Genomic DNA, 11,697 nt, shown 5'->3' on the forward strand with positions numbered 1-11,697 from the left:
CTGGATCGGCTCCGTCGCGAGTAATACGTCCAATGCCGGTTCAGCGGACCCGATCCTGATCGGCCGTTGATCTACTCGGCCCGTGAGGGCCAGCGACGAGAAGAGTCACGCTGATCGGCTGGTGGTGCAGACCGCTCGTTATTCAGTTCGGTGAGCTGCGGCGATGTTGTGGCGCTGGTGGTTTCATGTCCGGCTCTGCGTGATGAGGGCTTGGGTGAGTACGGCCGGTTTCCGGCGTTGTAGCGGGTGGGGCTGGAGCGGTTCCTCCATCTGGACGACAAGGACCGCAAGCTAATTGCCAACCGTCGGCGCGACTACAACAAGCTCGGGTCCGCGGTGCAGATGACGACGGTGCAGTACCTGGGCATGCTCCTGCCGGATCCGGTCGACGTCCCGGTCGACGTGGTCGAGTATCTGGCCGCGCAGTCCCTTGCGATGCAGTGGGCGGTCGTTGGTGCTTGGCTTAGTTGCTGGTGCGTGACCTTTTCATTCACACCAATTCCTCGGTGTCGCCCCAGCGTTGAAGAGCGCGGCGTAGCGATCGTGCATCCGCATACCCGAGGCGGGATGCAACTGTGCTGAGGGACATTCGGGCATGGTGCAGTAGGTGTTCGGCGCGCGCGTGGCGTGCTTCGTCGAGTTGCTGTTGCCACGTTGTGCCGTAGTCGGCCAGCCGGCGTTGCACGGTGCGGGGGCTGAGCGAAAGTCGGTGTGCGACCGCGTCCAGGGACGGTGTCTTCTCGGCGAAGGCTTTCGCCAGGGCGTCGTCGAAGCTGTCGCGCCAATCGGGCAATGGTCTGCTGCTGGATGCCGTCATCTCGGCGTAACGGCGAAATATGCGGGCGAGTTCGGGATCTGCCGGCTGAAGTGGTTGGGTATCGGAGCCTAGGAATGTGATCGAGTTGGTCTGCCCACCGAAGTCGAGACGTCGCGTACCGAACGCATCCGCCAGCAGTTCGGATGTCCATGGAGCCGGGTGGGCGAACCCGACATGCAGCGGCACAATCGAGTGGCCGATGGCTTCCCGGCAGCGGCGCAAGATCAGGAGCATGATGAATTCGTGGATCGCGCCCGCAGCCGTGGTCCACGATGTTTCCGAACCGTAGCGCAGTGTCAGCTGAGCCCCGTCCGATCGAACGCTCATCGTCGCTGAGGGGTCGACGAGCAGATACAAGTATTCCGCAGCCTGCTGGGCTCCGTCGGCGAGAGTGGCACCGCTGGTGAACAGGTAGTCCCAGACATGCAGGCTGCCCACTGCGGCCTGCTCTGCCGCCCGCAACCCCGGCATGCCCTCGGGTGCCGCGGTCGTCATCCTCTCCCAGAGGCGCAGGAGCGAGTTGGTGGGGGGACGAACAAGGTCGTCGTCCAACTGATGACGTGTCAGACCGGTTAGGTTTTCGGCGTCGGCGGTCGCAATACCCAACCGACCAGCAGTCCTCAACACCAGACGGGTGATGTGTGACGACACCGTGCCCTCGATCGCAGCGCGATGTTGCGCGCCCGAGCCGATTTCTGCGCCACTCCTTCGAGGGTGACCTCCCATGCGAGAGGAAACCGCAGCGGTGTCGTGTTTAGTCCCGAGATCGACGCGCTCCTGCATCCGAACGCCTTTGCCGCGCACCTACTTTGGGTCAAGAACGAGCCGCGATCCGCGGCCCGATCGATGGAAGGAGCTTCGAAAATGGCCGTACTGAGTGTCATGGAATGGGTCGGCAATTCGCCGACTTTCTACGTTGCGATCATCGAGCGCATGGGCGTCCAGAACGCTCCGGCTGAGGGCATCCTCCTCCATATCGCGGGGGAAACCGCGACTGGAATGCGGATCGTGGAAGTGTGGGATAACGAGGACGCATTTGAGGCATTCGTCCGCGAGCGACTGCTACCTGCCGCCGAAGACGTTGGTTTGACCACGGAGCCCGCCTACACGGTCACCGCGGTCGCCAACCTGTTCGCCCCTACATTTGATCCGCTCCGGGAACTCGCGGATGGCTTCGCGGCCGTGGCTGCCGCGCAGCAGTAGGTTCCGTTCCCACGCACTGTTCGTCGCCTCATAGGTCAGCGGTGGATGAAGTCATTCGCCGCTGGGTGGCTCCTCGGCCAGTCCGACCGCGGATGGAAATGACCGCAGTTGTTCTTGACGTGCTGGGTTTTCCTCAGCGTTTGCCAGTTCGTGGAGGACTCCGAGGAGCCGTTCTTGCTGCTCGAAGGGGAGCTGGCCGATGGTCCAGGCCATGCTGTCCATCATGCTGACCACCGCGGCGTCCAGGTCGTCGTCGGTGCCGTCGTAACTGTCCAGCCACCACATGACGTCGACGACAAGGCTGGTTAGCACCGGGACCAAGGGGTCTGTATTGTTCATCCTGACAAATCCTATCGAACGTTGATTCAGCTGCGAAGTTGTTGGTGGGCAACGTTTTCCACGTCGGCTTGCGCGCCGAGCTCGGGCCTGCGGTCAGATGCTCCCCGTCGCCACCGGACGTGAGCCAGAGCCGTTATCTGGACAGACCCGAGAGTCTCGTTTTCGCCCGTCCTGGTCTCCTGTCTCCGGTTGGTCAGCGACATGTGTTGTGGGACTTGTGTGTTTGTCTGTTGGGTGTGATGTCGAAGTTGGTTCGGGTCGGTGTCGGCGTGCTCGCGTGGATTGCGACACTCGCGGGAGTCGCTGGGGTCGCGTTGCACTTCAGTCGGTCGGGGTCTCGAGTGTTGGTCTTGGCGGCTTCGGGTGCGCCGTATTTGATGGGTGCTGCGCTCGTTGGGACGGTGGCGTTTGTGGCGATGCGATGGTGGGTCGGTGCGGGTGTGGCGGTCGTGGTGGTGGCCGCTGCGGTGTGGACTCGAGCTCCGCTGTACGTCCATCGCTCGGGTGGTGGCGAAGGACCTGCGGTGATGGTGATGCAGGCCAATCTTCTGTTCGACGGAGCGGATCCTGGGGCGCTGGTCGACCAGGTGCGCGCGCGGAACATCGGCGTGCTGACCGTCAACGAACTCACTCGGGCGGAGGTTGAGGGTCTCGGCCGTGCGGGGCTCGACCAAGTGTTGCCGTACCGGTATCTCTCCCCGGGAAGGACCGCGGCCGGGACAGGAATCTGGAGCAGGTATCCGCTGTCGGAGACGGTCGAGTATGACGGGTTCGTACTGAATCAGCTCTCGGCGACCGCAGACATTCCAGGTGCTGGACCGGTCACGGTGTACGCCTTCCATCCGGTACCACCGGTGTTCGGCACCCAGGTGTGGGCCGACGAGTTGTCCCGTTTGCGTGAGATTCTCGAGCGGTCGCCATCGGATCGGCCGGTGATCGTTGGTGGTGACTTCAACGCGACCTACGATCATTGGTAGTACCGCGTGATGTTGTCAGGACGTTTCGCCGATGCCGCCGGGCAGGCCGGCGCCGGGCATCTGGTCACCTATCCCACCGACAAACGGTGGCCGCCCCTGGTCGGTATCGACCATATCCTCATCGCCGAGGGGCGAACGGTCATGGTGGAGACAGTGGACCTACCGGGCTCAGACCACCGCGCCCTGGTAGCGCAGATCCGTCTGAACGGTGGAAGGCAGTAGCAGCGGCCCCGTCGCGTTGACAGAACGCTCGGGAATCGCCATTTAGGTTCGGACGCAACCGCTTCGGGTTGGCCTGGGACTTCGGCTCGGACGGCGTTCAGCGGTCGGCCGGGCTTCGATCGAAGATCCGGCGGAAGACGTCGTCGGCGTGGCTGGTGGGTTCCGGGGGTGCCGGTGTGAAGGAGAAGGTCCGGGTGCCGTCCGGGTGGTGGCCGGCACGGAGGAAGAGATCGGTCGGGTGGGCGGATTGGTAACGGCGGTGGGCGAATTCGTAGAGGTGGGTGACGAAGACGATCGAGACGCCGCTTTCGAGGAGTGCGTCGACGAGTGGCGCGGCGATGTGGGTGGCGTCGTGTTCGCTGGTGGAGGAGAACGACTCGTTGCACAGCAGCAGGGAGTTCGGGGTGATGCGGTCGACGATGCGGCTCATGCGAGCCAGCTCGTCGACCAGCTTGCCGTGGGACAGGGTGCGGTCTTCGTCGGTGACGAAGTGGGTGAAGACGCCGTCGCGCACGTCGGCTTCGAATGTGTCGGCGACGACGTACATTCCGGCCTGCATCATCAGCTGGGCGGTGCCGATGCTGCGCAGCAGGGTGGATTTGCCGCCGCTGTTGGCTCCGGTGATGACGATCAGGGAGCGGCCTGTGGCGTCGACGTCGTTGCCGACCACCGGGTGGCCGGAGGTCAGGCCCAGTGTGACGTCGCGCAGTCCGGTGCAACGCAGGCGCGATATACCGGCGGGGTGCGGGGTCGGCAGGCACACCGGTAGCCCGGCATTGCGGAAGCGGTCGTGTAGTGCGAGACAGCCGACGTAGAAGGCGAGTTCGCTGCGCAGTCGCCGGAAGAAGTCCTGCACGTGGACGACCGCGTCGTTGACGACATCGGCGATCACGGACACGGCTCGGTCGCGCAGCTGCATGACCGGGTCGAATTCGGGGTCGGGTTCGTCGATCACGCGAAAGGCGTGGCGGCTCGGGCGATCGAATCCGAAGCGGCGACGGCGGATCGGCTCGTGCAGCACGATGCCCGCGATCCGGTTGCCCGCGCCGAGCCCGGCGCTGATGTGCAGACCACGCTCGAAATCCATTGCCGCCAACTGTGCTTCGACACTGTCGAAATATCGGTCGTCGAGCTGAGCTGCGATGACGGCCATCAGATGGGTGAATCCGGGCGCTCGGAACCGGTGGCCGTCCCGATCGCAGAGGGCGCGCAATTGCCGGAGGAACGTGATCAGCTCGTTCAGAGGTTCCAGCGCGAGCAGCAGTTTCCCACTGGCGCGGTGCAATGGACCGGCCTTGCGGCGCCTGACTTCGGTTGCCTGGGAAGCGATCCGGTAGAGCTCGTGCACCACGATCGGATGTGCCTGGCAGTCGGCGAGCACGGCGTGCCGGTAGCGGATCACCTCCGGATCGGTCGCCGGTGCCGCCAGCCCGGCTCGGACGGCATCACGGATGACCGGATCGTCGGAGGCCGCAGTGCACAGCGACTCGAGACCGAGATCATCGAAGGTGCTGTCCCCGTTGCCTGCTGGAGGAGGTTCGGAGTCGGTAGGATGGAGAAGATTCACCTGCATGCGGCGATCCTGGCGGTCACGAGGTCGTAGGTCAGCCCGAAGCGCTCGGCGAGCACCACGGCGTGGGCATGGCCGTCGGCCGGTCTGCGCTCGATGCGGAATGTGCGCCGGGACGGATCGCCGGGGTCGGTGGCCGCCACCATGCTGATCGTGGCCGGTCCGGACCGGGCCAGTTCGTCGAAGAAGGTGACCCACACGGCCATCGCGCCACGCTCGACGATCCGATCGAGCACATCACCGCCGATCCGCACGGCATCGGCGGTACTGGTCGCGCTGAAACTCTCGTTGAGGATGATCACGCTGTCCGCGGTCGCCTCCTCGAGTGTGTCGCGGATGCGCAGCAGCTCCTCGGCGAGGCGCCCATCGGGATCGGTTGCCTGCTCGGCACGTTCGAAATGCGTGAACAGCCGGTCCGCCAACGGCAGGCGGGCACTGCGGGCCGGGACCGGACAGCCGAGCGCGGCGAGATAGATCAGCTGGCCGGCCGTGCGCGCGAAGGTCGTCTTCCCGCCCTGGTTGGGACCGGTCACCACCAGCACTCGTTCCGGACCCGACAGCCGCAGATCGTTGCACACCACCTCGGTGTCGGCGCGCCGGCGACGGGTGACCAGTGCGAGGTCGAACGCGCCTTCGGCGTGAATCTCCGCGCCCCGGGTTGCCAACTGTGGCAGGCACATCGGCCGGTCCGTTCCACTGACCCGGCGAACGAAGGCGAGATACGTCAGATAGAACTGGATCTCCCGATCGAACGCCATCACCGCGGCGTCGGCGAACTGCCCGTGGTCGCGGGCGAATTCGGCGAGCTGTTCGAAGGCGCGAGGGTGTAAGGCGGCGACACGATCGAGGATCTGCTCCTCCATGTGATTGATGTCGTCCCAGTCCGACCGGGGCCGCCCCGGCCGCGGCGCACCCACACCGAAGCGCGAGAACAGCTTCGCGATCGCCGCACTGTAATCCGCCGCCTCGGCGCCGACGGGCCCCACCTCGAGGGTGCGGTCGACGATCCGCAGGCTGTAGCGCACCGAGCTCAACGCCTGCTGCACCTGGTGCACGGCGTTGGCCAAACGGCAGAAACCGGGCCCGGCGACGTAGTCGGTGATGAACTCCCGCCATCGGGTCAGCGCACGAGCGGACAGGGGGAGTGCGGCCAACGCTTCAGCGAACCGGGCTACCGCCTCGATGTATTCGGCAGTAGCACTGAGATGCCACCACTGTCGCTGATGCGGATGATGCAGGCGTTCCTGCCAATCGAGCCGTTTCCGGGTGCCGCACATGCCGGCGGAGAACGCGTCGAACACTTCCCGCACCGAATCATCCGCGAGCTCGGCGAAGATCTCCTGTCGGTACCGCACCGTCTCCGGGTCCCGGACGGGCTCGGAAAACCATGCCCGCAACCGGTATTCATCGGCCTCGACGACGGCGGCGATGATCCGATCGATATGGAGGTCGGTCACCGCCCCGGAATCCATCATCAGGCGGCCGCCCAACGCCACTGAGTCCGGCCACAGCATGCTGACACCCGGCATACTCCCCACCTCCATCAGGTATGCCAGCCCTCGGCAACAGCAGGCGAGCCTCGGACGGACCTATTGCACCGTAGAGAAATACCTTACCGGCCGTCAAGCTATCTGTTGGATTCCGGTTCCGCCGCCGCATTCGGCACAGGTCGATGACGGTGACCTTCCAGATCCTGGTGGGTGTCATGGACTTTCGGGCGCAGGGTGGGCATGCCCTGGGTGCGCCAGGTCCGCGGGCTGCAGCCGTGGCGTTTGGTGAACCAGCGGGTGAAGTTGCTGGGGGAGGAGAAGGCCAGCATTTCGGCTATCTGGGTGAGGGAGTGGCGGCGATTCGCGACCAGGTGCTGGGCGAGTTCGGCGCGGGTGGAATCCAAGAGGGTGGTGAAGGTTTCGCCTTCCGCGGCGAGGTGCCGGTGGATGGTGCGGCGGTCGACACCGAGGCTGCGAGCGATCTGTTCGATCGAGCAGCGTCCGGTCGGCAGCAGGAGTTCGATCAATTCCCGCACGCGGTCGACGGTGGTGGCGGGGGCGAGGTCGGTGGAGTCGAGGAACTGCCGGGTGTAGGTGCGCAGCAGCGGGTCCGACATGGCGTTGGGGGCATCGAGATCGGTTGTGTAGATGATGATTCCGTTGAATTCCTGCGCAAAGGTGATGTTCGGTCCGAGTATGCGGTGATGGGTGCTGCGGTCAGCAGGCGCGGTGTGGGCGAATCGGATCTCCACCGGCTGCCAGCCGCTGCCGAGAAATCCGCGCAGCAGGCCGTGCAGCACTCCGACGGCGAGTTCGATGGCCTGCCGGGTTTCGCCAGGTTGCCCGATATCGAGCCCGAGCCGGATGGTCGCGAGACCGTTGCGTTCGGTGAGGCGGGTGTGCAGCGCCTCGTTGTACATGTGCGCGTGCCGGGACATGACCCGCAGCGCGCTGCGCACATCCGGTTCCTCGCGGATGACCAGGCTCAACGGGCCGAGGTTCGCGATGCGCCGCCGCTCGGCCAGGCGCAGCCCGAAGTCCTCGCAGTGCGCGGCGGCGGCTGAGCGTTCGAGCAGATCGGCGATGGTGGCGGCCGGCACCCAGCGGTCCTGCAGGGTCAGGCTCGCCGGATCGAGTCCGGATTCGCGCACCAGACGGACCGGATCGAGGCCGACGGATCGGCCCAGCTCCACGTAGTTGCTCAACGCGGCATAGCGGGCGAGCGGCTTCACCGGGCATCCTCCTGTGTCCCGAAGTGAATGGATTCCTGTCCCGAGAGGATAAGCAATCGAGTGTGATCCGGCTTACTCTGGGTTCATCACAACGAATTGACCAGCGGAAAAGCAGGACATCGCGGTCGGTGAGCGCACCCGGCCCGGATTCTGCTGCTGGTCTCTCGTTCTCGATAGCCCGGGCCTCCGAGCGTCCCCGCAGCCGCGGGCACGCGACGGGTCGGTGCCGGGTACCCCTGTCGGACCCAGAACGCCGATCGCCGCCCCGGCGCGGTCGCGTCCAAAAGGAGATGCACTGTGGCACAAGCTGTTCGCTTCTACGAAACCGGCGGACCCGAGGTATTGCGGTGGGAGACAACCGATGTCGGAGAGCCCGGACCGGGCCAGGTCCGGATTCGGCACGAAGCGGTCGGCTTGAACTTCGCCGACACCTACTTCCGCACCGGCCTCTACCCGGCGGCGCTGCCGGCCGGCATGGGCGTCGAGGCGGCGGGCGTGATCGAGGCGGTCGGCCCGGACAACACCGATTTCCGGGCGGGTGACCGCGTGACCTACACCGGCAGCCCACTCGGTGCCTACAGCACCGCACGAGTGATGCCCGCCGAGCACCTGATCCGGTTGCCGCAGGAGATCCCGTTCGAGACCGCCGCCTCCATGACCATGCGCGGACTCACCACCGCATACCTGCTGCGGCGCATTCACCCGCTGCGCGCCGGGGACACCGTGCTGCTGCATGCCGCCGCCGGCGGCGTCGGCTCGCTGTTCACCCAGTGGGCGAAGTTGTTGGGCGTCACCGTGATCGGGACGGTGTCGAGTGCAGAGAAGGCCGCGATCGCCCGCGCGAACGGCTGCGATCACGTCGTGCTCTACACCCGCGAGAACGTCGCCGAACGCGTCCGGGAGATCACCGACGGCAAGGGCGTGCCCGTGGTCTACGACAGCATCGGAAAGACCACCTATCAGTCGTCTCTGGATTCCTTGGCGCGGCGCGGCCTGCTCGTCTGTTTCGGCACCGCGTCGGGCCCGGTCCCCCCGATCGACGCCATGCAGTTGGCATTGAAGGGTTCACTGTTCGTGACGCGCCCCGCGCTCGCCGACTACATCGCCGACCCCGCCGAACGAGCCGAACTCGCGGGTGAGCTCTTCTCCCACGTCGCCGCGGGCCGCATTCGCGTCGACATCAATCAGCGCTACGTGCTGCCCGACGCAGAGCAGGCGCACCGCGACCTCGAGTCCGGTCGCAGCGTCGGCACCTCGGTCTTCGTGCTCTGAAACTCCGGCCGCCCGTTGCCGCGGGCTCACACCCCTTGGAGGACTGTCATGACAACCCTTACCCCACTGGAGGATTCGACACTGCGCTGGTCGATCGGCGTGACACCGATGACCTGCACCATCGGTGCCGAGCTGTCCGGCGTCGATCTGGCCACGGCGGCGCACGACGACGCCCTTTTCGCCGAATTGCGTGCCCTGCTGCTCGAATACAAGGTCCTGTTCGTCCGCGATCAGGACATCAGCCGCGCCGACCACGTCGCGCTCGCCCGCCGCTTCGGCGAGCTGGAGGACCATCCGGTGGCCGGCAGCGACCCGGACCACCCGGGCCTGGTGCGCATCTACAAGGATCTGGACAGCGCGCCGGAACACTACGAGAACGCCTACCACTGCGACGCCACCTGGCGACACCATCCGCCGATGGGGTCGGTGCTGCGCTGCGTGGAGGCGCCGCCCGTCGGTGGCGACACCATCTGGGTGAATATGGCCGAGGCGTATCGGCGTCTGCCCGACGAGGTCAAGAACCGTATCCGGGGCCTGCGCGCCCGGCACAGCATCGAGGCGAGCTTCGGCGCCGCCATGCCGCAGGAGCAGCGTCACGAACTGGCACAACGCTTTCCGGACGCCGAGCACCCGGTGGTGCGCACGCACCCGGAGACCGGCGAGCAGATCCTCTTCGTCAACTCCTTCACCACACACCTGGTCAATTACCACACCCCCGAGAACGTGCGCTTCGGCTTCGATTACGCGCCGGGCGCGGCGGAGCTGCTGCACTACCTGATGCGGCAGGCCGCGGTCCCCGAATACCAGGTGCGCTGGCGGTGGACCCCGAACAGCTTCGCCATCTGGGACAACCGGTCCACCCAGCATTACGCGGTCCAGGACTACTGGCCCGCGGTCCGGAAGATGGAGCGCGCCGGGATCATCGGCGACCTCCCGTACTGACATCCCTTCCAGCCCACTCACATTGGAGTAAGCCCATGCATTTTCACGACGATGCGCTGTTCCCGGAGGTCCAGGAGAAGCTGGTCATCACCGTCGCCCCCTACGGCCCGGAGTGGGAGCCCGATGATTTCCGCGAAGACCTGCCGCTGACCATGGACGAGCACGTCCAGCAAGCGGTCGACTGCTACAACGCGGGCGCCACGGTCCTGCACATCCACGTGCGGGAACTCGACGGCAAGGGCTCCAAGCGGCTCTCGAAGTTCAACGAGCTGCTGGGCCGGCTGCGTGAGGCGGTGCCGGACATGATCCTCCAGGTCGGCGGCTCCATCTCGTTCGCGCCGGAAGGTGATGGCGCCGACGCCAAATGGCTCTCCGACGACGCACGCCACATGCTCGCGGCGCTGGATCCCAAGCCGGATCAGGTCACCATCGCCATCAACACCAATCAGATGAACATCGTCGAGCTGATGACCGACGACGACATCGCGGGCACCTCGTTCACCCGCCCGGACGTGTACGAGGCCTACCGCGAGATGCACGTCCCGGCGGGACCGGGTTGGGTGGAGGAGCACCTGAAGCGACTGCAGGCGGCCGGAATTCAACCGCACTTCCAGCTCGCGAACATCGCACAGCTCGAGACGGTGGAACGGCTGATCCGCCGCGGCGTCTACACCGGCCCGCTCATGGTGACCTGGGTCGGCATCGGCGGCGGCTTCGACGGACCCAACCCCTACAACATGATGGAGTTCATCCGCCGGGTCCCCGACGGCGCGGTGCTGACTCTCGAGACGCTCATGCGCAGCGTGTTGCCGGTCAACACCATGGCCATCGCGATGGGTCTGCACGCGCGCTGCGGCAACGAGGACACCCTCTGGGGTCGCAAGGGCCAGCAGATGACCTCGGTGCAGCAGGTCGAGCAACTGGTGCGCATCGCCGGTGAGCTGGGTCGCGAGGTCGCCACCGGCAAGGAGGCGCGCGAGATCTACAAGCTCGACGAGCGCTACGCCGACGCGGACGAGACGCTCGCCAAGCTCGGATTCGCGCCCAACCGCAAGCCGGGCCAGGTCGGCTTCACCCACCACGCCTGACCAGCTCGCACCGGGCAGCATCTCGGGTCGCTGATCAGGCAGTGCCCGATTTCCGGGGGCACGCGGCCGATGGTCGTGTGCCCCCGGTTCCCTCTCTAGCTCCGGTGTGCACCACCGTCTCGCACACCGGATACGTAGGAGCACCAATGGAGTTGGACACTACCGCCGCCGGGCCGGCCGGCCGGCCTGCCGCCGCCCCGGCCACGGCGGTCGCCCGGACCCGCCGGGTGTATCCATGGCTCATCTTCGCGCTGGCCTTCGGTCTGCTGCTGGCCGACTACATGTCGCGCCAAGTCCTCAGCGCGGTCTTTCCCTTCCTGAAAACCGCATGGGGACTGTCGGATTCGCGGCTGGGCTCGCTCAGCAGCGTGGTCGCGCTGATGGTCGGTCTACTGACCTTGCCGCTCTCGCTGCTGGCCGACCGCTGGGGGCGGGTGCGCAGCCTGGTCCTGATGGCGGTGCTGTGGAGCGGGGGCACCCCTCTTTTTTCGGTGGGCTCCCCCCCCCCCCCCCGCCCCCTCACCCCCCCTCCCCTCCGCGCTGGC

The 11,697-nt window shown here is 66.0% G+C and carries 13 protein-coding genes; 8 read left to right on the top strand and 5 right to left on the bottom strand.

All coding sequences use genetic code 11. The features are described from left to right. The first annotated feature begins 246 nt into the window (after positions 1-246). Entirely contained in the window at positions 247-582 is a 336-nt protein-coding gene (locus ACFXN1_RS38025) for a DUF4158 domain-containing protein (protein ID WP_379445448.1), read from the top strand. On the opposite strand, the gene ACFXN1_RS38030 is transcribed toward ACFXN1_RS38025, so the two are convergent. Beyond that, complete coding sequence (locus ACFXN1_RS38030) at positions 491-1,600, bottom strand: AraC family transcriptional regulator ligand-binding domain-containing protein (RefSeq protein ID WP_379445446.1); 1,110 nt, start codon at positions 1,598-1,600, stop codon at positions 491-493. The genes ACFXN1_RS38025 and ACFXN1_RS38030 overlap by 92 nt on opposite strands. Positions 1,601-1,681: 81 nt before the next feature. Between ACFXN1_RS38030 and ACFXN1_RS38035 the strand changes: the two genes are divergently transcribed. Further along, positions 1,682-2,020 (top strand): hypothetical protein, encoded by a 339-nt coding sequence (locus ACFXN1_RS38035; protein WP_379397119.1) that lies wholly within the window; start codon positions 1,682-1,684, stop codon positions 2,018-2,020. A 51-nt stretch (positions 2,021-2,071) separates the two neighbouring features. On the opposite strand, the gene ACFXN1_RS38040 is transcribed toward ACFXN1_RS38035, so the two are convergent. After that, the gene (locus ACFXN1_RS38040; protein WP_379397117.1) at positions 2,072-2,359 is read right to left on the bottom strand and encodes a hypothetical protein; all 288 of its coding nucleotides are present in this window, start codon (positions 2,357-2,359) and stop codon (positions 2,072-2,074) included. A gap of 119 nt (positions 2,360-2,478) precedes the next feature. Here ACFXN1_RS38040 and ACFXN1_RS38045 point away from each other — a divergent pair, with 119 nt between their 5' ends. Beyond that, entirely contained in the window at positions 2,479-3,336 is an 858-nt protein-coding gene (locus ACFXN1_RS38045) for an endonuclease/exonuclease/phosphatase family protein (RefSeq protein WP_379445445.1), read from the top strand. Positions 3,337-3,345: 9 nt separating this feature from the next. Beyond that, positions 3,346-3,558: a hypothetical protein gene (locus ACFXN1_RS38050; RefSeq protein WP_379445444.1), complete on the top strand. Its 213-nt coding sequence runs from the start codon at positions 3,346-3,348 to the stop codon at positions 3,556-3,558. A 97-nt stretch (positions 3,559-3,655) separates the two neighbouring features. Here the strand turns inward: ACFXN1_RS38050 and ACFXN1_RS38055 are convergent, their stop codons facing one another. The 3 genes from ACFXN1_RS38055 to ACFXN1_RS38065 all read right to left on the bottom strand — a co-directional run bounded on the left by ACFXN1_RS38055 (position 3,656) and on the right by ACFXN1_RS38065 (position 7,850). Then, positions 3,656-5,131 (bottom strand): DNA mismatch repair protein, encoded by a 1,476-nt coding sequence (locus tag ACFXN1_RS38055; RefSeq protein ID WP_379445442.1) that lies wholly within the window; start codon positions 5,129-5,131, stop codon positions 3,656-3,658. Beyond that, positions 5,122-6,657 carry a DNA mismatch repair protein MutS gene (locus ACFXN1_RS38060; protein WP_379446109.1) on the bottom strand — a complete coding sequence of 512 codons (1,536 nt, stop codon included), beginning with the start codon at positions 6,655-6,657 and terminating at the stop codon, positions 5,122-5,124. Before ACFXN1_RS38060 ends, ACFXN1_RS38055 begins: the two co-directional genes overlap by 10 nt. Before the next feature lie 98 nt (positions 6,658-6,755). Then, positions 6,756-7,850, bottom strand: a complete 1,095-nt coding sequence (locus ACFXN1_RS38065) for an AraC family transcriptional regulator (RefSeq protein WP_379446107.1) — start codon at positions 7,848-7,850, stop codon at positions 6,756-6,758. A 297-nt stretch (positions 7,851-8,147) separates the two neighbouring features. Between ACFXN1_RS38065 and ACFXN1_RS38070 the strand changes: the two genes are divergently transcribed. The 4 genes from ACFXN1_RS38070 to ACFXN1_RS38085 all read left to right on the top strand — a co-directional run. Continuing rightward, positions 8,148-9,122, top strand: coding sequence for a quinone oxidoreductase family protein (locus ACFXN1_RS38070; protein WP_379446106.1), 975 nt, complete (start codon positions 8,148-8,150; stop codon positions 9,120-9,122). Positions 9,123-9,170: 48 nt separating this feature from the next. Further along, a complete protein-coding gene (locus tag ACFXN1_RS38075) occupies positions 9,171-10,064 on the top strand; it encodes a TauD/TfdA dioxygenase family protein (protein WP_379446105.1) in 894 nt (297 codons plus the stop codon). Between the two features lie 35 nt (positions 10,065-10,099). Beyond that, positions 10,100-11,152: a 3-keto-5-aminohexanoate cleavage protein gene (locus ACFXN1_RS38080; RefSeq protein ID WP_379446104.1), complete on the top strand. Its 1,053-nt coding sequence runs from the start codon at positions 10,100-10,102 to the stop codon at positions 11,150-11,152. A gap of 146 nt (positions 11,153-11,298) precedes the next feature. Beyond that, the coding region (locus ACFXN1_RS38085; protein WP_379463826.1) for an MFS transporter at positions 11,299-11,697 on the top strand (399 nt) is incomplete at its 3' end.

Source organism: Nocardia sp. NPDC059154 (assembly GCF_042755705.1).
Classification (GTDB): Bacteria; Actinomycetota; Actinomycetes; order Mycobacteriales; family Mycobacteriaceae; genus Nocardia.